The organism is Polaromonas sp. (genome assembly GCF_016185115.1).
In the GTDB taxonomy this organism is placed as follows: domain Bacteria; phylum Pseudomonadota; class Gammaproteobacteria; order Burkholderiales; family Burkholderiaceae_C; genus Polaromonas.
The window spans coordinates 60608-87018 of the sequence record NZ_JACPOF010000004.1 but is presented as its reverse complement, the minus strand read 5'-3'; the positions used below and the strand labels follow the sequence as shown (position 1 = coordinate 87018).

At 59.9% G+C, this 26411-nt stretch carries 25 protein-coding genes and 1 pseudogene; 9 read left to right on the top strand and 17 right to left on the bottom strand.

All coding sequences use genetic code 11. From position 1 onward, the window contains the following. Window positions 1–97 precede the first annotated feature (97 nt). Together HYX42_RS01145 and HYX42_RS01140 are read right to left on the bottom strand one after the other, a co-directional pair. Window positions 98–577, bottom strand: coding sequence for a hypothetical protein (locus tag HYX42_RS01145; protein WP_293398764.1), 480 nt, complete (start codon window positions 575–577; stop codon window positions 98–100). 41 nt (window positions 578–618) lie between these two features. Beyond that, entirely contained in the window at window positions 619–2982 is a 2364-nt protein-coding gene (locus HYX42_RS01140) for a transglycosylase domain-containing protein (protein ID WP_293399985.1), read from the bottom strand. A gap of 259 nt (window positions 2983–3241) precedes the next feature. On the opposite strand from HYX42_RS01140, the pseudogene msrB reads away from it, so the two are divergent. The 3 genes and pseudogenes from msrB (at window position 3242) to HYX42_RS01125 (ending at window position 5183) form a co-directional block, all read left to right on the top strand. Beyond that, window positions 3242–3736: pseudogene (gene msrB, locus HYX42_RS01135) on the top strand (peptide-methionine (R)-S-oxide reductase MsrB). A 77-nt stretch (window positions 3737–3813) separates the two neighbouring features. Next, window positions 3814–4461, top strand: a complete 648-nt coding sequence (gene msrA, locus HYX42_RS01130) for a peptide-methionine (S)-S-oxide reductase MsrA (protein WP_293399982.1) — start codon at window positions 3814–3816, stop codon at window positions 4459–4461. A gap of 107 nt (window positions 4462–4568) precedes the next feature. Then, entirely contained in the window at window positions 4569–5183 is a 615-nt protein-coding gene (locus HYX42_RS01125) for a hypothetical protein (protein ID WP_293398763.1), read from the top strand. On the opposite strand, the gene HYX42_RS01120 is transcribed toward HYX42_RS01125, so the two are convergent. The 4 genes from HYX42_RS01120 to HYX42_RS01105 all read right to left on the bottom strand — a co-directional run bounded on the left by HYX42_RS01120 (window position 5177) and on the right by HYX42_RS01105 (window position 8378). Continuing rightward, window positions 5177–6037 (bottom strand): metallophosphoesterase, encoded by an 861-nt coding sequence (locus HYX42_RS01120; RefSeq protein ID WP_293398762.1) that lies wholly within the window; start codon window positions 6035–6037, stop codon window positions 5177–5179. The genes HYX42_RS01125 and HYX42_RS01120 overlap by 7 nt on opposite strands. A gap of 5 nt (window positions 6038–6042) precedes the next feature. Further along, window positions 6043–6966 carry a diacylglycerol kinase family protein gene (locus tag HYX42_RS01115; protein ID WP_293398761.1) on the bottom strand — a complete coding sequence of 308 codons (924 nt, stop codon included), beginning with the start codon at window positions 6964–6966 and terminating at the stop codon, window positions 6043–6045. Between the two features lie 18 nt (window positions 6967–6984). Continuing rightward, window positions 6985–7737, bottom strand: a complete 753-nt coding sequence (locus HYX42_RS01110) for a phosphatase PAP2 family protein (RefSeq protein ID WP_293398760.1) — start codon at window positions 7735–7737, stop codon at window positions 6985–6987. 431 nt (window positions 7738–8168) lie between these two features. After that, entirely contained in the window at window positions 8169–8378 is a 210-nt protein-coding gene (locus HYX42_RS01105) for a hypothetical protein (protein WP_293398759.1), read from the bottom strand. 116 nt (window positions 8379–8494) lie between these two features. Between HYX42_RS01105 and HYX42_RS01100 the strand changes: the two genes are divergently transcribed. Both HYX42_RS01100 and HYX42_RS01095 read left to right on the top strand, forming a co-directional pair. Continuing rightward, on the top strand, window positions 8495–8839 hold the full coding sequence (locus HYX42_RS01100; RefSeq protein ID WP_293398758.1) for a toxin: 345 nt from the start codon (window positions 8495–8497) through the stop codon (window positions 8837–8839). A gap of 11 nt (window positions 8840–8850) precedes the next feature. Further along, on the top strand, window positions 8851–9168 hold the full coding sequence (locus HYX42_RS01095) for a transcriptional regulator (RefSeq protein ID WP_293398757.1): 318 nt from the start codon (window positions 8851–8853) through the stop codon (window positions 9166–9168). A 5-nt stretch (window positions 9169–9173) separates the two neighbouring features. On the opposite strand, the gene HYX42_RS01090 is transcribed toward HYX42_RS01095, so the two are convergent. The 6 genes from HYX42_RS01090 to HYX42_RS01065 form a co-directional block, all read right to left on the bottom strand. Then, the gene (locus HYX42_RS01090; RefSeq protein WP_293398756.1) at window positions 9174–10394 is read right to left on the bottom strand and encodes an MFS transporter; all 1221 of its coding nucleotides are present in this window, start codon (window positions 10392–10394) and stop codon (window positions 9174–9176) included. A gap of 758 nt (window positions 10395–11152) precedes the next feature. Next, entirely contained in the window at window positions 11153–12193 is a 1041-nt protein-coding gene (locus HYX42_RS01085; protein WP_293398755.1) for a DUF262 domain-containing protein, read from the bottom strand. A 205-nt stretch (window positions 12194–12398) separates the two neighbouring features. After that, a complete protein-coding gene (locus tag HYX42_RS01080) occupies window positions 12399–13640 on the bottom strand; it encodes an MFS transporter (protein ID WP_293398754.1) in 1242 nt (413 codons plus the stop codon). Between the two features lie 45 nt (window positions 13641–13685). After that, the gene (locus HYX42_RS01075; RefSeq protein ID WP_293398753.1) at window positions 13686–14099 is read right to left on the bottom strand and encodes a hypothetical protein; all 414 of its coding nucleotides are present in this window, start codon (window positions 14097–14099) and stop codon (window positions 13686–13688) included. A gap of 17 nt (window positions 14100–14116) precedes the next feature. Next, a complete protein-coding gene (locus HYX42_RS01070; protein ID WP_293398752.1) occupies window positions 14117–15340 on the bottom strand; it encodes an MFS transporter in 1224 nt (407 codons plus the stop codon). A gap of 229 nt (window positions 15341–15569) precedes the next feature. Further along, complete coding sequence (locus HYX42_RS01065) at window positions 15570–16778, bottom strand: PLP-dependent aminotransferase family protein (RefSeq protein ID WP_293399979.1); 1209 nt, start codon at window positions 16776–16778, stop codon at window positions 15570–15572. Between the two features lie 182 nt (window positions 16779–16960). On the opposite strand from HYX42_RS01065, the gene HYX42_RS01060 reads away from it, so the two are divergent. Genes HYX42_RS01060 through nth form a run of 3 tightly spaced genes read left to right on the top strand, consistent with a single transcriptional unit; the run spans window position 16961 to window position 19268 of the window. Then, window positions 16961–17227, top strand: coding sequence for a helix-turn-helix transcriptional regulator (locus tag HYX42_RS01060; protein ID WP_293398751.1), 267 nt, complete (start codon window positions 16961–16963; stop codon window positions 17225–17227). Between the two features lie 4 nt (window positions 17228–17231). Further along, window positions 17232–18590 carry a type II toxin-antitoxin system HipA family toxin gene (locus HYX42_RS01055; protein ID WP_293398750.1) on the top strand — a complete coding sequence of 453 codons (1359 nt, stop codon included), beginning with the start codon at window positions 17232–17234 and terminating at the stop codon, window positions 18588–18590. A gap of 36 nt (window positions 18591–18626) precedes the next feature. Beyond that, window positions 18627–19268, top strand: a complete 642-nt coding sequence (gene nth / locus HYX42_RS01050; protein WP_293398749.1) for an endonuclease III — start codon at window positions 18627–18629, stop codon at window positions 19266–19268. 155 nt (window positions 19269–19423) lie between these two features. On the opposite strand, the gene HYX42_RS01045 is transcribed toward nth, so the two are convergent. From HYX42_RS01045 to HYX42_RS01030, 4 genes are read right to left on the bottom strand one after another with little or no spacing between them, the layout of a single operon-like run. Continuing rightward, window positions 19424–20416, bottom strand: coding sequence for a tripartite tricarboxylate transporter substrate binding protein (locus HYX42_RS01045; RefSeq protein ID WP_293398748.1), 993 nt, complete (start codon window positions 20414–20416; stop codon window positions 19424–19426). A 48-nt stretch (window positions 20417–20464) separates the two neighbouring features. Continuing rightward, window positions 20465–21517, bottom strand: a complete 1053-nt coding sequence (gene gtdA, locus HYX42_RS01040; protein WP_293398747.1) for a gentisate 1,2-dioxygenase — start codon at window positions 21515–21517, stop codon at window positions 20465–20467. Between the two features lie 8 nt (window positions 21518–21525). Next, window positions 21526–22392, bottom strand: a complete 867-nt coding sequence (locus tag HYX42_RS01035) for a fumarylacetoacetate hydrolase family protein (protein WP_293398746.1) — start codon at window positions 22390–22392, stop codon at window positions 21526–21528. Window positions 22393–22421: 29 nt separating this feature from the next. Beyond that, window positions 22422–23618, bottom strand: a complete 1197-nt coding sequence (locus HYX42_RS01030; protein ID WP_293398745.1) for a 3-hydroxybenzoate 6-monooxygenase — start codon at window positions 23616–23618, stop codon at window positions 22422–22424. An 87-nt stretch (window positions 23619–23705) separates the two neighbouring features. Between HYX42_RS01030 and HYX42_RS01025 the strand changes: the two genes are divergently transcribed. Further along, a complete protein-coding gene (locus HYX42_RS01025) occupies window positions 23706–24623 on the top strand; it encodes a LysR family transcriptional regulator (protein WP_293398744.1) in 918 nt (305 codons plus the stop codon). A gap of 39 nt (window positions 24624–24662) precedes the next feature. Here the strand turns inward: HYX42_RS01025 and HYX42_RS01020 are convergent, their stop codons facing one another. Beyond that, window positions 24663–26342 carry an alkaline phosphatase family protein gene (locus tag HYX42_RS01020; protein ID WP_293398743.1) on the bottom strand — a complete coding sequence of 560 codons (1680 nt, stop codon included), beginning with the start codon at window positions 26340–26342 and terminating at the stop codon, window positions 24663–24665. Between the last annotated feature and the right edge of the window lie 69 nt (window positions 26343–26411).

Sequence of the window (26411 nt, the reverse complement as noted above, 5' to 3'; positions counted from 1 at the left end):
AGGGCATCAAAGCTCCGGGAGATACAGTCTCCCCGAGTTAAACAGGCCGGCAGAACCGGCCTGTTTGCATGGGCCCTTCATGGGCCGTTAAAACTCCTCAAAGCGCCGAGCCATCTTCCACCCGCTGGTAACGCACTTCCCGCCTGCGCACGTTATCTGTGCCAACCAGTTCGCGGCTGGATTCAAACCTCACCTGGAAGGTGGCATAGGGCAGTACCGGTGATGAGGGTTGCACGCCGTCAAAGCTGGTGTAGTGGCGCTTGAGGTTCATGCCGTCATAAAGCCAGCGCCCCGCATGCTGGTGCGTTGTCACCGCATCACCCATCACGACCTTTGCAGATTCGGTGAACTGGCCATCAGACCCCAGCACCAGCAGACGGCGTACATGGGCGCCTTCCTGGTTGTATTCGCGCAGCCAGCTGCCGACCAGTTTTTGCTGGATGTCATCCTGCGGCGAGTCCTCCGACCACTGGTTGCAGGCTGCAAGCAAGGCACATCCGGCCATCAATGCCGACCATGACGCCCGATGGAGAACTTTCGCAATAGTCATGAGAACCGGCTTTTTGAACGAATTCATGTCGCCAGCTTAAAGGCTTGTGGCGGTTCCTGCTGGCGGCATCAAGGCCTGCGGGGCTCCGGCGGCTGCAGGTCGCGCGGAACGATATCGGCATTGGCCACCGGCTGCGGTCCCTGTAATTCTGCAGCAGGCACTTGTACAGTGACATATCTGATGCCGGGCGAAGGCTGCCAGCTGCCCTCGCGCGGCGCGGCGGGGTTGGCAAAACTCACGCTTCGGTCTATGGGACTCGGTTCCTCAACAGGCGCAGGTGTTCTGTTGACCTCAATCTCTACAGGGGCCGGGTCCGCCACACTGGTGTCGCGTGGGGCTGTAAATCTGGCATTCACATCTGCCACCCTGTCACGGTAGGCGCGCCTGAAAAACTCGCCGACGATGGGCAGTGCCGCCTGTGAACCCTGGCCCCAGCCCGAGCCCATGGTCACGCGGTTGTCGTTAAACCCGACCCAGGCACCCGCCACCAGTTGCGGGCTCATGAGGATGAACCAGGCATCAGTGTTGTCCTGCGTCGTACCGGTCTTGCCGGCCACGTCAGCGCGTATGCCGTAGCGGCTGCGTATGCCCGCGCCGGTTCCCTGGTCAACGGCGCCGCGCAACACATCTACAACCGTCTGGGCCACAGTCGTCTGCATCGCTGTTTCAGCCACGGGTTCAACCATTTGCTCCAGCACCTTGCCATTGCGGTCTTCCACGCGGGCAATCATCATGGGCTCGATATAGCGCCCGTCATTGGCCAGCGTGCTGTAGCTGGTGACCATTTCTTTCAGGGTTACAGGGCTGGTGCCCAGTGCGAGCGAGAGCACCTCGTCCATCTTGCTCTGCCGTACGCCCATTGATTTCGCCAGTTTGGCCACATGCTGCGGGCCTACGCCCTGCATGACCTGCGCAGTGATGCTGTTTTTTGAATACATCAAACCCTGGCGCAAGGTCATGGTGGCGCCGCTGGGGCCACCCGCATCGCCGGGCCGCCAGAAGGCACCATTACCCAAGGGGATTTCCAGCGCCTGGTCCACAAACACATCATTGGGGCGTGAGCCGTTTTCAAATGCTGCGGCATACACAAAAGGCTTGAAGGTCGAGCCCGGCTGCCTGCGCGCCTGCGAAACATGGTCAAACTGGTCGCTGGCGTAGTCACGGCTGCCGACCCAGGCTTTCACATGGCCGTTGGTCGGATCTACGGCCATGAAGCCGGCCTGCAGGCGCAGCTTGTCATTACGCAGTTTCTGCAGGACGGTCGCATTGCCCTGAATGGCCTTGATCGACTCATCATCGCTGTAGCCTGCAGCCCGCGCGGCCTTGTATTCTTTCGAGTCGCGTATGAAACCCAGCACCAGCTCACGCGCCTGGCCCGGCCGTGTTTTGGCATTCCAGCCAGAGGTCAGGCGCCAGTCTGAATTGACCACTGCCTGCAGCCTGTCCATCTGCATGGTGACGGCTGCATTGGCCATGTTCTGCAGGCGCGAATCGAGGGTGGTGCGCACCACCAGGCCATCGGCATAGATGTTGTAGTCGTTCCTGTCGGCCCACTCAATCAGCCAGCGCTTGAGCTGCTGCGCCAGGTGCGGTGCAGAACCGAGCGGTTCTTCCTGGCGCTCAAAATCAACCTTGAGCGGCATCTTCTTCAGCGCTGCGAGCTTTGCTTCAGGCACCTTGCCGTGCTTGACCATTTGCGCCAGCACCGTGTTGCGCCGCTCAAGCGCGCGGCCGGGGTTGACCACGGGGTTGTAGTAGCTGGTGCCCTTGAGCATGCCGATCAGGGTCGCGCTTTCAAGCACATCCAGCTCATCGGCAGATTTGTCAAAGTAGGTGCGCGCCGCCATCTCTATGCCGTAGGCGTTGTAGAGAAATGGCACGGTGTTCAGGTAGGTCTCAAGAATCTCGTCCTTGGTGTAGACCGACTCAATCTTGAGCGCCGTGATGGCCTCCTTGATCTTGCGCGTCAGCGTGGCCGAGCGGCCAATGTCTTCCGGGTACAGGTTGCGCGCCAGCTGCTGCGTGATGGTCGAGCCGCCCTGCAGGTCACCCTTGAAGGTGTTGACTGCGGCTGCGGCGGTGCGCTTGAAGTCCATGCCGTGATGATCATAAAAACGGCGGTCTTCAGTCGCAATCAGCGCATTCACGACATTAGGTGAAATGTCTTCAAGCTTGACCCAGTCACGGTTGGCGCGCTTGAAGACTGCCAGTTCCTTGCCATCAGCCGACAGCACCACGGAGGGCTTGGCTGTCTTGGCTTTTCGCAGGTCTGAAATGCTGGGCGTGAAAGGAATCAGCAACAACACATACAGCAGCAACAGCGCCGGTACTGCCGCCACAGCAAGCAGAACACCGCGCCGGGTGGGGTGGCGCAGGTGGTACCAGGCACGGTCTGCGAACTGCCTGAAGCGGGAGGTGTACGTACCGGACATACCGGACGGGTTTGGGGGTGTCGTCATATGCAGGCCCGAGTCTAGGCGGGTCGTGTTTGCCCGACTGTAGGACTGCGGCGCAATGCCCCTACAAGACGCGGGTTTTTAGCTGTTTTGCGGTATTTTGAATCGGTTTGGAGTTTGCCAGCGTAAACAGAAGTAATCGTGCGGGAACGGCAACAACCGTAAGAAATGAACTGTTGGCCAGACCAACACTCCTACCTCCACTGATTCATCAAGTACAAAGAAAGACTACAACATGATGTCGAGACGAAACTCCCTTTTCAGCCTGGCCGCCATCCCTGCCCTGATTGCCGGCGCACGCGGCCTGCTGCTGTCGTCGCCCGCACACGCGGCGCGCGCCTATGAAATCGTGAAAACCGACGCCTAGTGGAAGAAGCTGCTCACGCCAGACCAGTACAGCGTGCTGCGAAAAGCCGGCACCGAGACACCCTACACGAGCCCCTTGAACAAGGAAAAGCGCCCAGGCACCTTTGCCTGCGCCGGCTGCGCGCTGCCGCTTTTTTCGTCTGCCACCAAGTTTGAAAGCGGCACCGGCTGGCCCAGCTTTTACCAGCCGATTGCCAAAACCGCCGTTGTTGAAGAGAGCGACACCACCCTTTTCATGAAACGCACCGAGGTACTGTGCAGCCGCTGCGGCGGCCACCTTGGCCATGTGTTTGATGACGGCCCAAAACCCACAGGCCTGCGCTATTGCATGAACGGCGTGGCGATGAACTTCAAGGCAGCATGATGATGATCAAACAAACACTTTTTGCCACAGGCGCTGTTGCCCTGGCTGCATTTGCATTTTTTGGCGGCGGTGTGGGCATGAGCCTGGCGGAAGAAAAAGCCGTCAAGCTGCCACCACCCGCGATGGACGCACCAGCCACCGCGCAGGCCGCACGCGAAACAGCCGTTTTTGCAGGCGGTTGCTTCTGGGGCGTGCAGGCAGTTTTCCAGCACACCAACGGCGTGCTGAATGCCGTGTCGGGTTATGCGGGTGGTGACAAGTCCACCGCCAGCTACAACATGATCGGCTCTGGCCGCACCGGCCATGCGGAATCGGTGCTGGTCACCTACGACCCCAAAGTCGTGTCTTACGGCAAGCTGCTGCAAATCTACTTCTCGGTCGCGCATGACCCGACCACCCTCAACCGCCAGGGCCCCGACAGCGGCACGCAATACCGCTCTGCCATCTTCTACAAGGACGCCACGCAAAAGCAGGTGGCTGAAAAATACATCGCCCAGCTTGATGCGGCAAAGGTCTACCCCGACAAAATCGTGACCCAGCTCACCCCACTGGGCGGCACCATCGCCTTCTACCCGGCCGAGGCCTACCACCAGGACTACGCCACGCTCAACCCCAACCAGCCCTACATCGCCAGGTTTGACAGGCCCAAGATTGCCAACCTCAAGCTGGTGATGCCCGAGGTCTATAGAGACAAGCCTATGCTGGTGTCACAGGCCGGCAGGTGAGCAATGCAGCGGTGGTGAATATGTGCTGCTGGCATTGATAACGCAGGTTGCCTTGCCCAGCGGCCACAATAGCTTTCGCATTCACAACAAAACATAACGGAGCCCCCATGCAACAACGCCGTGCCTTTGCAGCCTTTTGTGCTTTTTTCCTCGCCACCAGCATTGCCGCCGCACAAACCCCGCCTGTCGTGCGCATGCGCGGCAACATCGTCAGCGTCACGCCCACCAGCATGGTGGTGAAGGACCGCAGCGGCGAGGTGGTTGACCTTCTTATCTCCGACAAACTGGTCGTGTCAGAGGTTTACCCCATCAGGCTTGAAGACATCAAGCCCGGCAGCTACATCGGCACCGCCGCCATGCCGCAGGCCGATGGCACGCAGCGTGCCATTGCCGTCAGCGTCTTCCCCGAAGCAGCACGCGGCACTGGTGAAGGCCACCGCCTTTTTGACCTGCTGCCGCAAAGCACCATGACGAATGCAACGGTTGATGATGTGGGAACGATATCGAACAGCGCCGCAGGCAGGACACTCAAGCTCAAATACAAGGACGGCGAAAAAACCGTCATCGTCCCGGCCGATGTACCTGTCGTCACCTCACGCCCCGGCGACCGCAGCCTGCTGGTGCCCGGCGCCAGCGTATCGCTCTTTGCACAGGAAGTGGCAGGCAAGCCGACTGTGCTGCGCCTGAACGCCGGTAAAAACGGGTTCGCCCTGCCTTATTGAACAGGTGACTGAACAGGCGGCTGAGCGGGCGGCGCATCCCGGGAGCCTGCAGGCACCCAGCCGTCTTTGGTCCCCGTGAAAGCCTGCATGCCGGTCTTCCTGAAGATGCCTTCTTCTGCAGCCCAGCCAATCTCGTCGACTTCCACCCGGTCACACGCCACGCGCAGCATGTTGAACGAGTTGACCTCACCGCGCTGCCGGGTTGACGTGGCGGTACCCGCCTGTATCGACAACGCCGAATAGGCGCCGTGCTGGTAACGCGCATCTGTGGTGATGGCCTCGCTGGTATGCATGTGGCCGCCCAGCAGCACATCGACGCCGCTGTTGGCAAACTCCTTCATGGCCTTGCGCGCACGGCCCACCAGGTCGTCCTTGTCCATGTGGGCCGGCAAATCAAACGGGTGGTGCGTGACGAGTACCTTGACCAGCCTGTCATGCAGCGGGTCCAGGCGCGCCCGCACCCGCTCCAGCTGCTCCCTGTTCACGCGGCCACCCTTGAAGGTCAATGAACGGGCAGAGTTGATGCCCATCACCGCAATTTCATCGTCCACATAAAACGGTTCCATGTCGGTGGTGATGTGCTCGTGGTACCTCCCAAGCGGGCTGAAAAAGCGCCGGAACACGTGGTACAGCGGCACGTCGTGATTGCCGGGCACCACAATTTTGGGCATGTCGAAGGCATCGAGAAAGGCGCGCGCTGCGATGAACTCTTTTGATTTGGCGCGCTGCGTCAAATCGCCCGACACCACCAGCACATGGGGCCTGGCAGCGTGCAGGAATTCGGTCAGCGGGTCCAGCAGCGCAGCATCCACGCGGCCAAAGTGCAGGTCAGACAAATGGGCGATGGTGCGCATGGTGTTTACTCCTTCACTTCCGTTGATGCCGGGCGTGGCACAAACACATTCAGGCTGCGGGGAACAATTCTGTACACCAGCGGTGTACTCATGACATTGACCTCACCATCGGTAGACACCCGCAAATGCCGGTGGCGGCTTGCAACCGTCAGCGTTGTGGCGTGCAGCATTTCAAAATCCTTTGCCTGCTTCAGGCGGCCAAACACGGCGCGCACAGCCAGCACCAACAGCCCGAGGCGGCCTGTGCGGTGTGCAAAGTAAAGGCTCAGCCGCCCATCCTGCAGGCTGCTGCGCGCGCCGATGTTGAAGCCTTCCATGATGTAGTCGTTGTTGCCGATAAAGATAAAAGGCGTGCGCTGCCGGTAGCTGCGCTTGTCTGTCGTCAGTTGCAGGTCAAGAAAGGGGTAACGCTTGAGCGAGGTCAGCGCAGCCCAGAAGAAGGCCGGCCACTTGCTGCGCCCCAGCCGGCTTTGCTGGATTTCGCGCAGGTGCACGGTGTCGGGGTACAGGCCCAGGCTGGAGTTGTTCAAAAACCTGCGGCCATTGACCTCTGCGGTATCAATCTGCGTGCTGTGCCCGGCAGCAATCGTCGCGATGGCGTCGTCCATGGCCAGCGGAATGCCCAGGTCTTTTGCAAAGTGGTTGAGGGTGCCCATGGGCAGTACGCCAAAAATCATGTCCGTGCCAACCAGTTCAGACGCCACCGCGTTCTGCGTGCCATCACCGCCGCCTGCCGCCACCATGGGCATGCCGTCTTTCACCGCCTGCTGTGCCGCACCCACCAGTTCACCGCCGTTCCTGGCCAGAGTGACTTTGGCTTCAATGCCATGGGCTGCAAACTTCTCTGCAAAACTTCGGGCCGAGTTTTCATCGCACCCCGACCCTGCAGACGCGTTGAGGATGACAGCGATTTTTCTGGTGGATGGCATGAACGCTTGATACCCAGATCAGGTTGGTCGTGAACGGTTCAGCACAAAGCGCTGCCGCTTGCGCCACGTCGCCACCCCGGTAAACGTGATGGCCAGCCAGGCAGTGCTTGATGCCATGGCCGCCAATACATCGCTCGGGTAATGCACGCCCAGGTAAACGCGGCTCAGCGCCACCAGCAACACCATGCCTGCAGCCACCACCACCACGGGCGCCCACCAGGCGCGGTGCAGCAGCGTCAGCAGCCATGCAGCAAGCACGCCGTAAAAAAGCGTGGCAGCAGCCGTGTGCCCGCTCGGGAAGCTGTAGGTCACCAGTGTCAGGATGGGTTGGTCAAAAATCGGCCTGTCGCGCTGGAAAACGCTTTTCAGCAACCAATTGAGCAGCATGCCCAGTGGCACCGACAGCAGCACAAGCAACACCCAGTCCCACCGCTTCTTCGCACCCATCCACATCGCCAGCAGGCACGTCATCAACAGCACACCCAGCGTGTTGTGCATGGTCGTCACAAAAATGAAGAGTGCCGTGAGCGTTGGGGTGGCATGTAAACGCAACCACTGCAGTACCCGTTCGTCGAACAGGACGAGACCATCGTTGGTCATCACGTCTTCTGCAATATTTGCAAACACAAACACCGCCAGCAGTACGGCCATCATGCCGATCGTCAGGTGCAGGCCCAGGTAACCCTCAGGTGAGAGACGCGCACGCACAAAGCCCAATGGTTTGCGTGATGAATCTGGCAAGGTCGGTGACGCTGGGGGCGGCGAAGGCATGGCTTCGAGCTTACGTCACAGGCGCCGGCAAACGGGTAGGACTTTGCCGCCGCAGTGTCTGGCCGGCGCGGCTTTCGGTCATGCGCCCAGCTCGCAAGACGGGTGTGCAGCAAGGCGGCGCGCGGGCGAAGGCGCGAACAGTTGGCTTACCTGCGCACGCAATGGCGGAGACAGGCCGCCAGACGCCGCCACTCCAACATTTAACGTATACAGCAAATTTTTAGCGTGCACGTTAAATTTCAGGCAAAAGTTAATATGGAAGTTAACTTTTGAGCTTTTGCGCCCGCCTCAGAGCCAAAAACGGCTTCAAAAACACCAAAAAATGCCATTTTCAGGTGCCAAATAAGGCTGCAGACCAATAAATACGCACGTGAGCAGCTATCAAAACAATAGTAAAAATAATCAGGCCGGGCGCCCGCCAGGCAGTCAGTTCAGGGCGTCACCGTGCCCAGCACCTTCAAACTGCCATCGGCGGATGGCCGCAGCACCACGCCCTGCGCCGAAGCCGGGTAGATGCCCGTCAGCGCCGTGATGTTGATCTGGTGCGTCACCACCACCAGCGTGCCCGGGCCGCGCCAGCGCGACAGCAGCGCACGCGCCTGCGCTGTCTGCGCATCGCTCATCGCGCCCGGCGCAAACAAAAAGGCAGTGGTCGGTCGGGTTGTCGGGTTTCTGCAGCCGCCGCCGCTGACCTGAGGTCGCAATACACTGCAGACACTCGCAATCTGAAATATACGCAACTAACGTACAATAAGAAATGAAAGCCACCTTCGTAGAACTGCCGCCATTCGAGCGAGTCAGGCCAGACTATCTGGACGACAAGGCCTATCAGCAACTCCAGCTTGAGCTGATGGTCAACCCGGAAGCTGGCGATGTGATTGAAGGTACCGGAGGTTTGCGCAAACTGCGCCAGCCCGACCCGCGCCGGGGAAAAGGCAAACGGGGCGGATTGCGGGTCATTTATTACTGGTACTTTGGCGGCGACCAGTTCTGGTTATTCACCGTGTATGACAAAGACGACGCTGACGATCTGACGCCTGACCAGCGCAAGGTATTGAAACAGCTTCTTAAAAGCGAGTTGGCAAATCGCCAGCCAAGATAAAGGCCAGCAACATGAAGAAAAAACGCGACATCTTTTCAGAGCTGACAGAAGGCTTTGACGCATTGAAATCGCAGCGCGAAGGCAAACTCACGCTGCGCACCTTTAAAGTCGAAAGCAAGCCCGCCCCCACCCTCTCACCGGAGGACGTGGTGAGCGTGCGTGAACAACTGCACCTGTCGCGCCCGGTGTTTGCCCGCTACCTGCGCACCAACCCACGCACGCTTGAAAACTGGGAACAGGGCCGCGCAAAACCCAACGCCCAGGCTGCCCTGCTGATTCGAATGGTCGCGCAGTTCCCCGACATGGTGGCGCGCCTGGAATCAGTTTGAATTGACTAGGCAGAATCAGTTGAACGCTGCCCGCGCAACAGCCGCGCCATCGCCAGCAGCACCAGCCCTGCCACCACCCAGGCTACGGTAGGCAACCAGGCGATCAGCGGCACCAGGCTGGCGTCCTTGTTCAGCTGCGCAGCCACGATACCGATGCGGGCAAACGCCGCCAGCGCCAGCAGCGAGAACATGCTGCCCGTCACCAGCCCCTCGCGGCCCGTGCGGCCAATCACCAGCGCGCTGGTAAACGCACTCATCATCAAGATGCCCCAGGCCCCGCCCGCCACAAACTGCGCGGCTACCAGCAGCGGCAGCGAGCCCGCCACCGTCGTCAGCCAGGTGGCCCACGCGCCCACGCAGGCGGCAATCGCCATCACCCACACACCGCCAAAGCGCGCCACCGGCCGGCTTGCAGCCAGCATCAGCAAACTGAATCCCACCCAGAACACCGGCATCAAATACTCAAGCTGCGCCGGTTGTGCAAACCGCAAATAAAGCGGCGCCGTGTTCAAAGAGAAGTGCACCTGAAAGCCCACACCCAGCAAGGCCATGGCCGCCAGAAAAGGCAGCACGGGCGGCTTCTTCAGCAGCGCATCACTGGCTGCCTCAACGGTGGGGGTAACAGCGACAGCGCCCTGCTTCAAACTGCGCTCAGCCCAAACAATGCCAAAGGTCGCCAGCGCCAGTGCAATGCTTGAAAGCGCGAACGGCCAGCGCGGATCAACACCGCGCAGGGTCACGGTCAGGTAAGGCGCCAGCGCACCGGCCACACCCAAACCGAAGAACGACAGGCTCGCCAGCCAGGGAATGGAAGACACCTTCGCATACTTGCCCAGCAGCACCAGCGGCGGTGCCCGCAAGGCAGACGAGGTGACAGACCAGACCACCGTGCACGCCAGAAACAGCCACTGCACCCCCGGCCCCTGCGCAGCCACCAGCGGCAGCAGCAAGAAGGCGGCGCAAGACAGCACGGTAGCTATCACCACCCAGCGCCCCAGCCGCCCAAACACCCGAACAGATTTGTCAGCCACCACACCCATGGCCGTGTCGGCCACCAGAAAGATGAGCTGGTCCATCAGCAAGATGAGCAGCACCGCCTCTTTCGCAATGCCCACCTGAGCTGCAAGCTGCGGCAAGAAGATGACGTAGACCGTCCAGGAGAGGGTGAAGAAGAGCTGGATGGCGGCCAGGGTAAGGCCGACTTTTGGTGATGTGGGCGTTTGCATGATGCGCCTTCGGGTTGCAGTCAGCGGATGGTGCCACGTTCATCCCATGGCCACAAACAATGATCTTTGCACAAACCGAATATTCGATCCTGCAACACTACGCAGTCGCAAGGTCTGCCATTGTTTCCAAATCAAGTATCCATTCATATATGGCTATTCCATTGGCGGCGCTTTTACCCCAAAGAATATCGACTGGATCCATGAAATGTGCCGTGCTGTACAGCGTTCGCAAACCGCGTACGTTTTGGCGATTTGCCTTGCTTTTGTGAGCGCACGCGTTTCTAACAAGGTGAATTCTCCTTGCACCGGCCAAACCGCCTGAACCGAACGCACCCTGCAACACAACTGCGTTGGAAGGTGCCAGCCCGGTTACACAAGTGACGAGATAGTCTGGATGGGCCCAAGTTGGTTCCATTTGCCCGTTATCAACGGCCCCCACAGCGGGTACGGCACCTCTTGAGTACCGCTTAAATTCGTGCCTTATCCGGGCTTCGGTGTTATCTGCCGCCGCCCTTGGAAGTATTGGTAGGTTTGCGCGCGTCGCACTTCCAGCACAAGATCCGACAAGAACTTGTTTGACAAAGTTATTCCAATCTAGCCAAACATTGGACAGCAACGACTCCCCGAGAAATCTAAGCTCCCAGGGTTTTAAGAAACCTTTGGCTTGGTCATCCAATATTGAATTTGCTTGCGCTCGTCGCCTCGATAAGCGGGCAATCAATTGGACATAACTTGGACCGAGATCCATGAAAATATGTTCAGCTCAGGGCAGCACCGATCCATCGAGTCCGAATCTCACGCTGCTTTACTCTATGCGTGGTACTTAAGCATGCATCCACGTATTCAGCATACATTCCTTCATTAGCGTGCAACTCATGCGCCTCCATAAGCTTGCCAAGCATGTCGAGAGTACGCGGCAAATTGTTGAAAAATTTGCCGTCTGTATTTATGCCAAGCACATCTCCACCAGGGATGCCATACTTTTTCTGCATCAGTGCGCAAAACAACGAATGCACGACGTAGGATTTGGTTATGAACGTGTCTTGCAAGGGCGCGAATTCTCCCGTTAACAACTCAAAGAACTCTACGAATTTATCGCTAAACTCTTGCTCCCTTGGGAAGTCACCGTTATAAAGTTTATAGATATCGGCAAGCCCTTTTTCGGACTTATTTGTGATTCCGTTCTCCAGCACAATCGCCAGTTCAGTTAGAAACTCAGAATCCTGCATCCGAATACTTTGTTTTGCAGTGAGGATCCCCAAGCCCACAAGCTGTGGGCCTAGGGTCGCACTTGCTTCAAGCACGAACCACTTGAAAGGCCCTTCAAACTGCGCATGCCGTTTTTCCGCTGGATTCAAGGGTGCAGTGTAAGCATTCATGCGGGTGAACATCGCGAGCAAATCCGCTTGCTCAGCTGAAGCAATGATGTCAGCTTCAATGCTATATGTTAGAAACTTCTGTTGAGTTTCATCATCCAAAGTTTCGAAATCGTTCCCTGCGTAATGCGCGGATCGACTGGTCAAGTTAAAGTGGCCATTCAGGAAATCCAAGATCGTAGTTATGCGCTGCTGACCGTCAACGATCTCACGTATGACCTTCTTTCTTGACTTGTCAAAGACTTGATAAAAGTACACCTTAGGAACAACATAATTATTCAGAATCGTGTCGATCAGATATGTTCGAGCGGCCTCCGGCCAAACTGCAGATGATCTTTGATAATTTTTATTCACTATGAGTTCACGGCGCTCCCACATATCTCTTAGTTCACTAATTGTGAAGACTGAGCGGATGACTTCCATATTGCTTGTTCTTTCAGAGATGATGGCTACCGGTACATCTTATCAACGTGTTCGAATGCATGAATTCAAGGGTGGTACTAGGCGTTCTTGAAGTTTAGGCTCAAGAAAGCTTAATTATCTTGTCGTTTTGCTGCAGGTCCCCACAAAAGCAAACGCTACCATCTACCCCCACTCTCACGAGGGTGCGGCCAAAATAGATATACGCCTAACGAAGGGGGGAGTTCCGCCACCGCAGCGCCCAAGCAAACACCACCCCCAACACCACCATCACCCCACCCCCGATCGCAATCATCACGCTGCTGCCCAGCCGCCCAATAAAAGCACCAACCAGCACCACGCCAACCGACTGGCCGAGAAACAGCATCGATGCAAACAGCGACACTGCCGTGCCACGCGCTTCGGGGGCCATGGCTGCGGCGTTGGCCTGCATGGTGTTGTGAAACATGAAGAAGCCGAAGCCTGCGAGCAAGACGGCCAATGCCGCAAGCGACCAGTGCGGCGTGAGTGCCATAAGCAGGCCGCCTGCACCAATCATCAACCCACCTGCCAGCGCCATGCCTGACTGGCCGAGGCGGGGAATCAAGTGCCGGGCCATCACCATGAACAGCACGCCGCCCAGGCCGAAGACGGACACCACTGCGCCAGACTTGGTGAGCGACAGGCCGAGCTTCAAGTGCACATGGGTGGCGTAGATGGCGAGAGCACCGTAGACAGCAGCGCCTTCAATCAGCGCCAGCCCCAGCACCACGCGGGCCCAGGGGTATTTGAAGATGCCCAGCGTTTGCATGATGAAGTTGGCGCGGGGTTTGTTATCAGCAGGGTCTACTGACTGCACCGGCGTGGCTTCTGACTGAACACGCGCCTCAAGCTGCTGCCTGCGCAGGTCAAGCCACAAGAAGCCGCCGACCACGGCAAACAGCAGCGTCAAAAACACAAAACACCAGCGCCAGCCGAAGGCGTCGGTGATGATGCCGCCCATCATCTGGCCGAACACCAGGCCCAGGGTGTTGCCCAGGCCGGTGCGGGTGAGCATTTGCTGTACGCGGTGGTTGGGCACCGAGTCACCTACCCAGGCCATGGCCAGTGGAATCAAAGCGGCGGTGCCCATGGCGGTTAAAAAGCGGGCGAACAGCAATACATCAAGGCTGGCCGCCAGCACAGAGATGAAACAACCGACGCTGCAGAAAAGCGTGGCGAATGTCACCACCCGAAACTTGCCGAGTCTGTCGCCCAGCGGGCCGTACATGAGCTGCGCCACGCCGTAGGTGATGGCAAAGACAGACACCACCTGCGCGGCCTGCCCCAGGCTGACGCTGAAGACGCGCGACAGCTCGGGCAGCATGGCATCACAAATGCGCTGCGCGGCGATGCTGGCAAACGCGGCACACGACAGCAGCAGGATGGAGCGGCTGGTGGCGGCTGAGACGGAGTCGGAAGGTTTGGTCACTTGCAATCAATTCATGTCATGGGTGGGTCATCGCCGGGCGTGTGGCTATCTGCCTGACCAGAGAGAGCCCACCTGCACAAGTACCTGAACCACACTGCCCACGGCGCTCACCTTTGCGAGCGTGCCCCATACCCTTGATGAGGTCTGCATGTACACGGTGGCAGAACGCCACAGGCCTGTACTGACCCATACGGCAACGGCCAGGGCCAGAGCACTCATCACCAGCAATGCCAGCACAGCCGAGCCGACAAGGGCGCCCACTGCGGCGCCAACAACGACGCTGAGAAACAGCAACACAAACTGAAGAACCCAGCCGACCAGCCAATAGCTGACTGGCAGGCGATAACCGCCGCCCCAGTAACGCCAGAAAAACCGCCGCAACCAGCCCTGTTCATTGGCACCGGCAAGCTCGCCAACCGGCTGACCTGACTGGCCTGAGTGATTCAAACCATCGCTCATCACGCCCCCTTGCTTGTTTAACTGTTGTCTCGCCGCTTCAGCGACCACGCAAAAAACAGGCCCTCAAACGCCATCAACACCCCGCCGCCAGCGATGACGGTGCTGCTGCCTACCAATGCGATCAAACCCGCAGCCAGCACCACACCAATTGACTGGCCCAGAAACAGCGCCGATGAAAACAATGACACGCCGGTGCCCCGGTTTTCGGCAGACATGTTGGTGGCGGTGGCCTGCATGGTGTTGTGAAACATGAAGAAGCCAAAACCTGCAAACAGGCTGGCCGGAATCGCCGGCAACCAGTGCGGGGTGAAGGCGATGATGCAGGCGCACACACCAAGCACACCGCCACCCAGCATGACCAGCCCCTGTTGGCCGAAGCGGGCGATCAGCCTGCGACCCATGGCCATGTAGAGCATGCCGCCCAGGCCAAACAGCGACACCACGGCACCCGCGACCGACAGCGACAGGCCCAGCTTGTTGTGCAGGTGCGAAGCCCAGATGGCCAGCACGCCGAAGCCGACAGCGCCTTCAACCGTGGCCATGATCAGCACGATGCGTGACCACGGGCCGCTGGCGATGCGCCAGGCCTGGGTGATGAAGCCTGCCTGCGCGACGGCCTGCACGGCTTCAGCGCCTGCGTGCTGGCGCTGCGGCAACAGGGTGACGCCCTGGCGGCGCAGGTCGGTATAGAGCAAGGTGCCGACAAGGGCAAACAGCAGCGTGAGAAACGCAAAACACCAGCGCCAGCCAAATGCATCGGTCAGCAGCCCGCCCAGCAACTGCCCAATGACCAGGCCCAGCGTGCTGCCCAGGCCGGTTTTAGTGAGCATCTCCTGCAGGCGGTCATCAGGCACCGAGTCACCCACCCAGGCCATGGCCAGCGGAATCATGCCGGCCGCGCCCACGGCGGTGAGAAAGCGCGCGAACAGCAACACATCAAGCGTGCCCGCAAACGCGGCGACAGCGCTGCCCACACTGCAAAAGAAAGCGCAGAGCGTGACGATGCGGTATTTGCCCAGCCTGTCGCCCAGCGGGCCAAAGACAAGCTGGCAAATGCCGTAGGTGATGGCAAACACGGAGACCACCTGCGCGGCCTTGGGCAGGCCGACGGCAAACACGCGCGACAGCTCGGGCAGCATGGCATCGCAGATGCGCTGCGTGACCATGCTGGAGAACGTGGCCGTTGACAGCAGCAGAATGGAGCGCCGGGTGGCGGCGGAGACGGGGTCGGGAGAGGTCACTGTGGGTGGGGTCAGGGGTTTGTCATTGCGGGACTAATCCAATACTGTTTGTTCAGCCGTTCGCCCTGAGCCTGTCGAAGGGTAGTCACAGTACAAACCGGCTTCGACAAGCTCAGCCCGAACGGTTTGGGTTAAACGGACAGTATTGGAACCTGGTGTGCAATCCACGGGGTACCTGAGCGGCGTCATGGATTGCGGATCAGGTCCGCAATGACAAAAATGGGAGATATCAAATCGCCTTGCCCAGACGCGCCACACCCTCTTTGATCTTCTCCACATCAGCCGTCGCAAAACTCAGGCGGAAAGTAGACACATCAGGGTTAGCCGCAAAGAAAGGCGCGCCGGGCACAAAAGCGACGCCCTGCTCTATCGCACGTTTTGCAAACTCGCCGGCGTCTTTCACCTTGCCGCCCTTGCCCGTGAGCCTGGCCCAGAAGAACAGGCCGCCCTGCGGTTGCGTGAACTCGACGGCGTCGCCGAGTTCTTTGGTCAATGCCTCGCCCATGGCGCGGGCACGTTCGGCATACACCTTGCGCACATTGGTTAGCGTGGCGGGCATGCGGCCGGCCTTGAGGTACTGGGCCGCTGTGGCCTGGGCAAAGGTACTGGTATGCGCATCGCTGAACTGCTTGCACATCACGGCATTGGCCATGAGGGCGGCGGGCGCGATCATCCAGCCGACGCGCAGGCCGGGCGACAGCACCTTGCTGAGCGAGCCGCAATGCGCGAGCAGCTCGAGGCTGCCGGGCACGGTGGCGCTCAGGGCCAGCAATGAGGGCGGCGGTGCGTCGCCAAAGTAGAGGTCGCCATACGGGTCGTCTTCCACCACCAGCGTCTGGTATTTGACGGCGAGCTCAAGCACCTTCTTGCGCCGCTCAAGGCTGAGCAGTGCACCGCTGGGGTTGCCGAAGGTGGGGATCAAGTAAACGAATTTGGGCTTGTGCTGGGCGATGAGTTTTTCAAGCTCGTCGGTCTTCACACCATTGCCATCAACCGGCGCGCTGATGAGTTCTGCGCCGTAGAGGCGAAAACACTGGATGGTGGCAAGAAAAGTTGGCCCTTCAACAATGACCTTGTCACCGGGCGAGATCATGCATTTGCCGAGCAGGTCAAGTGCCTGCTGGCTGCCGGTGGTGACGATCAGTTCATTGGGCGCAACCGTGACCGCAGTACCAGGCCGGCCTTCGCCCTTGGTCGCCATGAACTGGCTGAGCTGCTGGCGCAGGGGTTCATAGCCTTCAGTCGCGCCATACTGCAGCGCACCGCCGGGTTCTTCCTGCAGGGCTTTGGCGGAGGCCTCACGGATACCCTCAACGTCAAACATGGCCGGGTCAGGAAAGCCGCCGGCAAAGCTGATGATGCCGGGCTTGCCCAGCAGTTTGAAGAGTTCGCGGATGGCAGAGGTTTCGACGCTGTTCAGGCGGTCGGCAAATTGCAATGGCATGGGTGAGGTCTCGGAGTGCTTTTGGGGAAACACTTATTGTCGCCAATTGGGGTTGGCAGCACCGGACGGGGGAAATGCCAGAACCCGAGGGGAAGAGTTTTATACTACTTATAAGGAGTTATTTGACTTAACTACCTTAAAGACGTATTATTTGTTAACTACTTTAAAGGCGTATTTTGACTTACCCGGTAGACACCCCTCAACAACTGCGAACCATTCTTCGAACCCTGAGGCAGTCGCGCAACCTGACCCAGACGCAACTGGGCGAGATGCTGGGCGTTGGTCAGAAACGCATTGCACGCATAGAAGCCGCGCCAGAGGTCACGGCTTTTGACCAGATTGCACGCATGGTCTCGGCACTTGGATGCAAGCTTGTCATTGAGGAACCGCCTCAGCACCGCGTGGCGGAAGACATCCCCCAACCCTACTCGCCCAAGTGGTGAACGTATGGTGACCTTTCGTCGGCCCCGCACAAAACCGCAGGACAACGAACTTGCCGTCTGGTCCAACGGCGAAAGAGTGGGCACCTGGTACCTGAGTGACGGAGAGCACCGGTTTCAGTACCAGGCCGACTGGCTGCAATCCGCGGCCGGCAGGCCCGTCTCGCTGTCGATGCCATTTGTACCGGGCAACCTGCCGCATCGTGGACAGGTGGTGCACAACTACTTCGACAACCTGTTACCAGACAGTGACGCCATCCGCCGCAGGTTGCGCGACAAATTTGCAACCGGCAGCACAGCGGCGTTCGACCTTCTTTCGGCTATTGGGCGAGACTGCGTCGGAGCGGTGCAGTTGCTTGCGCCCGGAATCGCGCCGGAAGGTTTTGACCGCATTGATGCGGTACCGCTTGATGAGGTGGGTGTTGAACAGGCTATCAATAACGCTGTGACGGCGGGTCGGGTGCTGGGCTTTCAAGATGAAGATGATTTCCGCATTTCAATTGCAGGTGCGCAGGAAAAGACCGCCCTGCTGTGGCACAACGGGCAGTGGTGCAGGCCGTTGAACGCAACCCCGACAACCCATATCTTTAAATTGCCGTTGGGCCTGGTCGGCAATGTGCGTGCAGACATGCACGAATCAGTCGAAAACGAATGGCTGTGCGCGCAAATCCTGGGCTTACTGGGCCTGCCGGTAGCCGCATGCGACATCGCTACCTTTGGCAAGCGCAAGGTGCTGGTCGTCGAACGTTTTGACCGCGCACTTGAGACACCCCCAGGTCGCACGCCTTGGCTGGCCCGCCTGCCCCAGGAGGACTTCTGCCAGGCTCTCGGCGTAGCGGGCGATATGAAATACGAATCAGATGGTGGACCGGGCGTGCGCGCCATCCTGCGCCAGCTTGACAACAGCAGCCAGGCCAATGCCGACAAGCTGGTATTTGTCAAAACCCTGCTCGCCTTCTGGATCATGGCCGCCACAGATGGCCATGCCAAAAACTTCTCGATCTTTCTTGAACGAGGCGGCGGCTATCGCATGACGCCGCTGTATGACGTACTGTCGGCGTGGCCCATCATCGGTAACGGACCCAACCAGGTCAGCCCGCGCCGTGCAAAACTGGCCATGGCGCTGCGCAGCAAGAATGCACACTACAACCTGCAGGAAATCCACACCCGCCACTGGCAGACGCTGGCGCAGCAAAGCGGCGTGCCCAATGCCTTCGACAGCATGGTGGCGCTGGTGCTGCAGGTGCCGGGCGCACTTGAACGGGCGGAGGCCTTGTTGCCCAAGGGCTTTCCTGCCAAAGTATTCAAGGCCATACGCGCCGGCATGCTCGCGCAGGCCCGCCGCTTTACCGATGAAATGACCTGAAACTACGAAGTGGCCGTTGATAGCTAGACTCGGGGCATGAAAGCCGCCGCCATCACCCCATTTTTTGAAACTCTCAAAGCCGCCAACCCCGAACCGCTGACCGAGCTGGAATACACCAGCGTCTTTGAATTGCTGACAGCCGTGCTGCTGTCAGCACAGGCCACAGATGTCGGCGTCAACAAGGCAACGCGCAAACTCTTTCCGGTGGCCAACTCACCGCAGGCGATTCTTGACCTGGGCATTGATGGCCTGAAGGATTACATCAAGACCATAGGCCTGTATCACAGCAAGGCCAAACATTTGATGGAGACCTGCCGCATGCTGGTCGAGCAGCACGGCGGTATGGTGCCGCGCACACGTGAGGCGCTGGAGGCGCTGCCGGGTGTGGGACGCAAAACTGCCAATGTGGTGCTGAACTCGGCTTTTGGCGAAGCCACCATGGCGGTCGATACGCACATCTTTCGCGTCAGCAACCGCACAGGCCTGGCGCCGGGCAAGAACCCGCTGCAGGTCGAGATGCAGCTGCTCAAGCGGGTGCCGGCGGAATACCTGGTCGATGCACATCACTGGCTGATCTTGCATGGTCGTTATGTGTGCGTGGCACGCACGCCGCGCTGCTGGGAATGTGCGGTCAGCCCGTACTGCGATTACGAGCCCAAGACGCCTCGGCCTGAGTAAGTTTTAGGTTTATGCCCCGGCTGTCATTGCGGACTTGATCCGCAATCCATCGGAAACGAAGCGGGGATGGATCCCGGAGCAAGTCCGGGATGACAGAGAAGAAATCACCCCCTGAATCCGAATCATTCCCCGCCCCATGGAGGGCGGATCGCCATTCAGTCCAGGCTGATATTGCCCTGCTGCACCAGCTGCTTGTAGACGACGGCCTTGGCCTGCGTGTTCGCCAGGATTTCAGCCTTGGGCCAGGCCAGCGGTTCAAAGGCGAAGGTATCGAACCGCGCTCGTATGCCGGGGTCGGCAATCGCCTGCGCGACATCGGCGTTGATTTTTCTGCCCAGCGCATCGGCTGTGCCCTTGGGCGCCAGCAACACGGCAAACGAGCTGACTTCCATCCCGGCAGGGCCACCAGCCTCTGCGACGGTGGGCACATCAGGCATTTGAGGAATACGTTTGGGTGCAGCTACCGCGATGTAACGCAGCTTGCCTGCCTGATAGGCCGCCCTGCTTGACGGCAGGGCGCCGAGGCTCCAGTTCACTTCGCCCGAGCTCACGCCGATGAAGAGCTGGCTCACGTCCTTGTAGGCCACGTGTTGCATCTTCACACCCGACAGGCCTTCGAGCATCACGCCCCCCAGGTGGCCGGGGCTGCCGACGCCCCAGGAACCATAGGTCACATTGCCATTGGCCGCCTTTGAACCGGCTACAAGGTCAGCCATGGACTTCCACTTTGACTCACTTGATACTGCGACGAAAAATGGCGTGCGGAACAGTGCAGCCACCGGATCGAATGTATCCAGCGTCCTGAAGTTGCGCTGCTTGTAGAGGTAAGGCAACAGACTGACCTGCTCGCTGTCGAGCAGCAGCAATGTGTAGCCGTCAGGCGCGACACGTTTTGCGGCATCGATGGCGATAAAACCGCCGCCGCCCGGCCGGTTGTCCACCACCACGCGCTGATTCCATTTTTTCGACAACACCTCGCCCACCATGCGCAGGACGGCGTCCGGGCCGCTGCCCGGCGCGAAGGGCGTGATGATGGTGACGGGTTTGTGGGGATAGCCGTCAACCGCAGCCTGCGCAATGGCTGAACAGGTTGTTGCGGCGATTGCCAGGGCGGAAAAGACTTTCAGGATGGTGCGCTTGTTCTTCATGTTTGTCTCCTTCGTGGTTATTAAAAAGCCGGGCTGAACGAAATTGGGTCAGGGCTGCAGGGCTTCGCGCCAGATGCCCAACGCAAGCTGCGCAGGCCGGTCTGACATGCTGAACAGCACGGCATCTTCGCCAGCCGTGTGCCGGGCATCCACCCAGGAGGGCACCATGAACACATCGCGCGGGCCCCAGTTGATGCGCGTGCCGCCAATGTCGCTGTGGCCCCTGCCCTCGACCACGCAATACACAGTGGCGTCGGTGCTGCGGCAGGCTGTGCCCTCAAAGCCTTTGGGCAGCAGTTGCATGAAGGCGCCTATGGTGGGCGTCGGCCAGCCGCCTGTGCCGGGATGGGCGAAGCGCATACGGATGCCGTGCGCCGAATGCAGCGGGCCGCTCGCCTGCAGACGCACAAGCGTGCTGCGTGTCTGCGCATAGGGGTAGCGGAAAACCGGGTTTGCAAGACCTGCACGGTAATCCACCGGCAGCAAATTACCGGCATAGCGCGCCAGCGAATCGTCTTCAGCGCGCGCGGGCAACGGTGACGCAGGTTGATGCTCGGAGAACGCTGCATCAAATAGCTTGATGATGGGAACGTCGAGCCCGTCGAACCAGATCACCGCCTCTTTACCGGGGTTGCCATGATCATGGAAGGTCCACGACGGCGTGATCACAAAGTCACCCACATGCATGGGCGTGCGCTCGCCATCGACGGAGGTGTACGCGCCCTCACCTTCCATGATGAGGCGCACGGCAGTCGCCGTGTGGCGGTGCACTGGAGCGATCTCTCCGGGCAACAGCAACTGCAGGCCGGCATAGAGCGAATGGGTGATGGACGAAGCACCACGCAGGCCGGGGTTTTCGAGCACCAGTACGCGGCGCTCTGCTTCTGCCGCAGTGATGAGTTGACCCGCCTGCATCAGCCGTGCACGCGCCGCATCCCAGGGCCAGTGGCAGGGCACGCAGGGTGTGCGCGGTTCACGTGGCACCAGGTCACCCAGCACTTCCCACAGCGGCGCCATGCTTTCGGCGTCAATCGTTTTATAGAAAGCCTGGCGTTCGCCCGAAACGTTGCCTGGCTTTGATGCGCTCAATGTCTGTTGCATCAAAAGGCTCAATTCGCAAGATGGGGTTTGATGAGCACCTGCATTTCGCCCAGGCCCTCAATGCGTGCGCTGAATTGGTCACCGGCCTCAATGGGGCTGACGCCTTCGGGTGTGCCGGTGAAGATCAGGTCGCCGGGGTGCAGCGTGTAAAAGCGCGAGCCGAACTCGATCAGGGCCTGCACACCCAGGATGAGTTCACTGGTGCTGGTCTTTTGCCGGGTCTGGCCGTTGATCAGCAGTTCCATCGCAAGCTGGCCGGGGTTGGCGATTTCATCGGCCGTGGTGAGCCAGGGGCCGAGCACGGTATAGCTGTCCGGTGACTTGCGCAGGCTGCGCTCCTCTGGGCCGCGTATGGTGATGTCCAGGCCAATGCTGTAGCCAGCCACGTAGTCCAGCGCATCGGCCGCCTTCACGTTGCGTGCAGTCTTGCCGATGACGGCGACCAGTTCAATCTCGTGGTCTGTGCGCCTGTCGGGCAGTACCAGCGTCACGCCTTCGGCCGCACCGTTCAGCGAGCTGTTGGCCTTTAAAAAGAGGCCCGCACGCTGGATGTGGCTGATCTGGTTGTCGTGGTGCAGATTGGGGTCGTCCAGCACCTCCTGCAGGTGCTTCACATAATTGACCGGTGCGGCAATGATCTTGCCGGGGTTGGCCACTGGCGACAGCAGGTTGACGCGAGCCAGCGGCAGGCGCGTCGCCGATGCCTTGAGTGCTGCAATGCGTGTACGCAACTCCGGCAGGTGGGCCACCAGTTGGTCATGCACAGGATAGGGATAGCGCAGCGCGGGCAACACATCGAGCGCCGCTGTCACGTCAAGCACCTCATCACCTTCGACAATACCGAGCCGGTTGTCGTTAAATCTGCAAATCTTCATCACATGTCCCTGTAAAAAATCAGAAATGATCAGGCCGCGTCATACAGCCAGGCCAGACTCTCGTAGCCCTGCTCCGCGGTGCGCGGCATCAGCATCTGGTTGCGGAGTTCACGCGCTACGCCGTGCGCGTGGTAGACCTCGCCATACATGCGGGCCGTGAGCTGCACGCGGCCGGTGCGAAGGTAACGCTCGCCCTGGTAGGCGACAAAAGCTGCTTCGATGTTGTCACCGGCGCGGCTGATATGGCCTGCAAGGCTGACTGCGTCTTCCATCGCCATGGCGGCGCCCTGCGCCATGTACTGCAGCATGGGGTGGGCGGCATCGCCGAGCAGGGTGACGCGGCCACGGCTCCAGTTGTCGACCGGATCGCGGTCACACAGAACCCACATGCGCCAGGTTTCTATCCTGTCCAGCATGGCCTTGACTGCGGGGCAGTTGCTGGCAAAACGGGCATGCAGTTCAACCGGGTCAGCCGAAGCGTCCCAGCCTTCGACGTATCTGTCGCTGTGAAACACGGCGACCAGGTTGAAGAGCTCGCCGCGCCGCAGCGGATACTGCACGAGGTGGTTGCGCGGGCCGGCCCACAACACCATGTCGTTGCGGCGGAGTTCGACGGGTACGTCTTCCATCGGCAGTACGGCGCGGTAGGCGATGTGCCCCGACACCCTTGGCTTGCCGTCGTCCAGCAACTGCTTGCGCACGGGTGACCAGAGGCCGTCACAGCCGATCAGTGCCCTGCCCGTGTGGTTCTCACCGCCTTCAGTGCGCACGCTCACCTGTGTGCCGTCGTCGTCAAAGCCCAGCACCTTCTGGCTGGTGCGCATGGTGATCAGGGGCTGCTTGCGGCATTCGTCTACCAGCACCAGGTGCAGGTCGGCACGGTAGATGACGGCATAGGGTTTGCCGAAGCGTTCAACAAAGGGCTGGCCCAGAGGCATGCTGGTGACCTGCGCGCCGGTAAGGCCGTCCATCATCACCAGGTTATCGGGGTAGGACACCAGTTTGTCGATTCGCTCCGTGATGCCCAGCGCATCGAACATGCGAAAGGCATTGGGGCCGAGCTGGATGCCGGCGCCTATCTCTGCGAACTCTTTGGCCTGCTCGAGCAGCAGCACCCTGTGGCCGCGCTTTGCAAGCATGAGGGCGGCGGCGCAACCGCCTATGCCGCCACCGGCAATGATGACGGGCAACTGGTCGCCGCCCGGATTCCTGTCTGCGTTCTTCAATGTCTGTCTCCTTGAGGAACGCCATCATCGGGAGATTGGCAACATCAGTCTATAAAATGGGTTTTATATATTTCATAAATAATACTGATGAACAAGCTTGCCAACATTGACCTTCGCCTGCTGCTTCTGTTTGACGAAATCCACAAAACCGGCAACCTCTCACGCGCGGCAGACAGGCTGTCGCTGACGCAACCAGCCGTGAGCCTGGCACTGGCGCGGCTAAGGCGACATTTCAATGACCCGCTGTTTGTCAGGACGCCCGACGGCATGGAGCCGACGCTGCATGCAAGCGGGCTGATAGAGCTGGTGCGCTCGTCCATCAGCATGCTGCAGGCGACGATTGATTTCAAACTGGACTTCGCGCCGGCAAAATCAGACCGGCTGTTTCGCCTCTGCATGACCGACGTCGGCCAGACGGTGCTGCTGCCCGGCCTGCTCAATACGCTGCGCGGAACTGCGCCCGGCGTGCGGGTTGATGTCACCAACATCACCGACAGGACTTCGCGTGCACTGGAAGCCGGCGACATTGACCTGGCCGTCGGTTTCATGCCGCGCATTGAATCGCGTTTTTACCAGCAGGTGTTGTTCGATGAAGAGTTTGTCTGCCTGGCGCGGCGCGACCACCCGCGCATCAAACGCGAGCTGACGCTCAAGCGCTACGAGTCCGAACTTCACGTGCTGGTCAGCTCATCGGGCACGGGCCACCTGGTGGTGGACAGCTCCATACGCGAGCAGAACGTCAGGCGCAAGGTGGGTGTGCAGATACCCAACTTCATCGGGCTGGCCACTGTCATAGGCGCTACGGACTATTTGTGCACACTGCCGCGCAAGGCCGGCGAGATCATGGCAAGGGGATCAGAGGTGAAGGTCTGGAAGCCGCCGTTTGCGATACCGACTTACCAGGTCAAGCAGCACTGGCATGAAAGGCAGGCCAGGGACCCCGGCCACATCTGGCTGCGCAATGTGATTGCCGGGCTGTACCGCGACGGCAAGAACAGGCACTAGCGACCCACGCAGGGTCAGAATCCTGATGTGTCTTCTGCTTCAAGGCGCCTGCAGCGGCAGCACACGCCCTTCAGACATGGCCGGCGTGGCGATGCCCAATATGCCTGACAGCGTGGGGGCCAGGCCGGTCATGTGAACGCGGCTGTCGATGCGGCCGGGCTTCATCCATGCCGGGCCATACATCAGGAGCGGAACGTGGTTGTCATAGTCATACGGCGAGCCATGCGTGGCGCCAGTACTGCCGCCAAACATCCAGTTCTGCCTGACGGTGTACTGGATGTCACCGGACACATCACGGTGCCAGGATTTTTCAGACGCGTCGAATGAAGGCTCGCCTGCGCGGCTGCGGCTTTCAAGCTCGCGGCGGGTATAGGCGGTGGCAATCGCCGGCTCGGCAAGCAAAAGCCTGCGCGCTTCTTCGATCACCACATTGGCATCAGCCTGCGTTTGCGCGACCAGCTTTTTATCAAGCAGCAGCGACGAAGCCGAGAAGCTGGCCCAGCGGCCGGGGCCAAAGCGCGCCACAAGCCCCGCATTGATGCGGCCCAGCATCAGGCTGGAACTCACCCGGCCAGCCGCCAGCCCCTGGGCTGCAAGGACTTCGGGTGCCGGCATGAAACCGTGGTCTGCCGTGAGCACTGCGAGGTAGTTGCCCTTGCCTACGCGCGCGTCGAGGTCGAGAAAAAAGGCCTGCAGCAGTCGGTCAAGCTGGAGCAGGTGGTCATGCGACAGGCGCGACTCTGCACTGAAGGCGTGGTTCACATAGTCATGACCTGACAGGCTGATGGCCAGAATATCGGGCGATGCATCCTGGCCCAGTTGCTCGCCAGCAATGGCTGCACGCGCAAAGTCAAGCGCCAGCGCATCGGCAAACGGGCTGCGCAGCAGGCCTGCATAAAACGAGGGTGTGGGCGAAATATCTGCAGGCGAACCCATCAGGGCCGGCAACTGCCCGCCGCGTGCATACCAGGGCTGGTTGTCGGGCAATGAGCGCGCATAGGCCGCGTCGGGCAACAGCGGTTTCCATTCGGTTTTGAAATACCGGTCGGCGGGTTTCGCGTCATTGAATGCATTGACCCAGGCCGGGTGCTCTTTCATGTAGTGGGTGCTCGACGCAAACTGGCCCGATTCATCCATATACATATAGGCAGTGCCGGCCTTGCCTGCGGGCAGGATGGCGCCGCGGTCCTTGCCGGAAACCGCGATCACTTTCGATGCCGCATCAGCATGCCGCAGCACATCACCCACGGTTTCAGCCTTGAGGTTTTTCGGGCTGGTGCCGTCGTCGACGGGGTCGGTCCTGTGGTCGATGTAGGTGGCAGAGCTGTCAGCCGTGTTGTAGATAGGCGCACCGGTCGCGGGGTCGCGCCAGCTGTTGCCGATGATGCCGGTACGGTGGGGGTAAGCGCCCGTCAGCAGCGTGGCATGGCCGGCGGCGGTGACGGTGAAGGCGTGTTCGTAATGCGCATCGGCAAACCATGCGCCGCGGTCCAGAAAACGCGCCAGCCCGTCAGGCGCCAACTGGTCGCGGTAGGCGGTGATCTGCCTTTGCGGGAGGCCGTCGACGACGAGCAGCACCACCAGTTTTGGTGGCGCTTGCGGGGTGGGTGGGGATGCGCACGCGGCAAGGACGACAGTTGCCAGGAGCGCGATGAAGGTCCGCGTGCGACTACGCACGGCTGCTGGCCTTTTCGAGGAGGCAATAAACATGGAGGGCATGGCTCAAGCCTAAATGAATTTGGCCCGTCATTGCGGGCTTGGCACAGCCAGCCGCTTGCGGGAGCAGCC

Excerpts from the sequence above, each read along its gene's own strand:
- HYX42_RS01145 (WP_293398764.1), bottom strand. The coding sequence starts at position 577 with ATGAATTCGTTCAAAAAGCCGGTTCTCATGACTATTGCGAAAGTTCTC.
- HYX42_RS01140 (WP_293399985.1), bottom strand. The coding sequence starts at position 2,982 with ATGTCCGGTACGTACACCTCCCGCTTCAGGCAGTTCGCAGACCGTGCC.
- msrA (WP_293399982.1), top strand. The coding sequence starts at position 3,814 with ATGAGCCTGGCGGAAGAAAAAGCCGTCAAGCTGCCACCACCCGCGATG.
- HYX42_RS01125 (WP_293398763.1), top strand. The coding sequence starts at position 4,569 with ATGCAACAACGCCGTGCCTTTGCAGCCTTTTGTGCTTTTTTCCTCGCC.
- HYX42_RS01120 (WP_293398762.1), bottom strand. The coding sequence starts at position 6,037 with ATGCGCACCATCGCCCATTTGTCTGACCTGCACTTTGGCCGCGTGGAT.
- HYX42_RS01115 (WP_293398761.1), bottom strand. The coding sequence starts at position 6,966 with ATGCCATCCACCAGAAAAATCGCTGTCATCCTCAACGCGTCTGCAGGG.
- HYX42_RS01110 (WP_293398760.1), bottom strand. The coding sequence starts at position 7,737 with ATGCCTTCGCCGCCCCCAGCGTCACCGACCTTGCCAGATTCATCACGC.
- HYX42_RS01100 (WP_293398758.1), top strand. The coding sequence starts at position 8,495 with ATGAAAGCCACCTTCGTAGAACTGCCGCCATTCGAGCGAGTCAGGCCA.
- HYX42_RS01095 (WP_293398757.1), top strand. The coding sequence starts at position 8,851 with ATGAAGAAAAAACGCGACATCTTTTCAGAGCTGACAGAAGGCTTTGAC.
- HYX42_RS01090 (WP_293398756.1), bottom strand. The coding sequence starts at position 10,394 with ATGCAAACGCCCACATCACCAAAAGTCGGCCTTACCCTGGCCGCCATC.
- HYX42_RS01085 (WP_293398755.1), bottom strand. The coding sequence starts at position 12,193 with ATGGAAGTCATCCGCTCAGTCTTCACAATTAGTGAACTAAGAGATATG.
- HYX42_RS01075 (WP_293398753.1), bottom strand. The coding sequence starts at position 14,099 with ATGAGCGATGGTTTGAATCACTCAGGCCAGTCAGGTCAGCCGGTTGGC.
- HYX42_RS01055 (WP_293398750.1), top strand. The coding sequence starts at position 17,232 with ATGGTGACCTTTCGTCGGCCCCGCACAAAACCGCAGGACAACGAACTT.
- nth (WP_293398749.1), top strand. The coding sequence starts at position 18,627 with ATGAAAGCCGCCGCCATCACCCCATTTTTTGAAACTCTCAAAGCCGCC.
- HYX42_RS01045 (WP_293398748.1), bottom strand. The coding sequence starts at position 20,416 with ATGAAGAACAAGCGCACCATCCTGAAAGTCTTTTCCGCCCTGGCAATC.
- gtdA (WP_293398747.1), bottom strand. The coding sequence starts at position 21,517 with ATGCAACAGACATTGAGCGCATCAAAGCCAGGCAACGTTTCGGGCGAA.
- HYX42_RS01035 (WP_293398746.1), bottom strand. The coding sequence starts at position 22,392 with ATGAAGATTTGCAGATTTAACGACAACCGGCTCGGTATTGTCGAAGGT.
- HYX42_RS01025 (WP_293398744.1), top strand. The coding sequence starts at position 23,706 with ATGAACAAGCTTGCCAACATTGACCTTCGCCTGCTGCTTCTGTTTGAC.
- HYX42_RS01020 (WP_293398743.1), bottom strand. The coding sequence starts at position 26,342 with ATGCCCTCCATGTTTATTGCCTCCTCGAAAAGGCCAGCAGCCGTGCGT.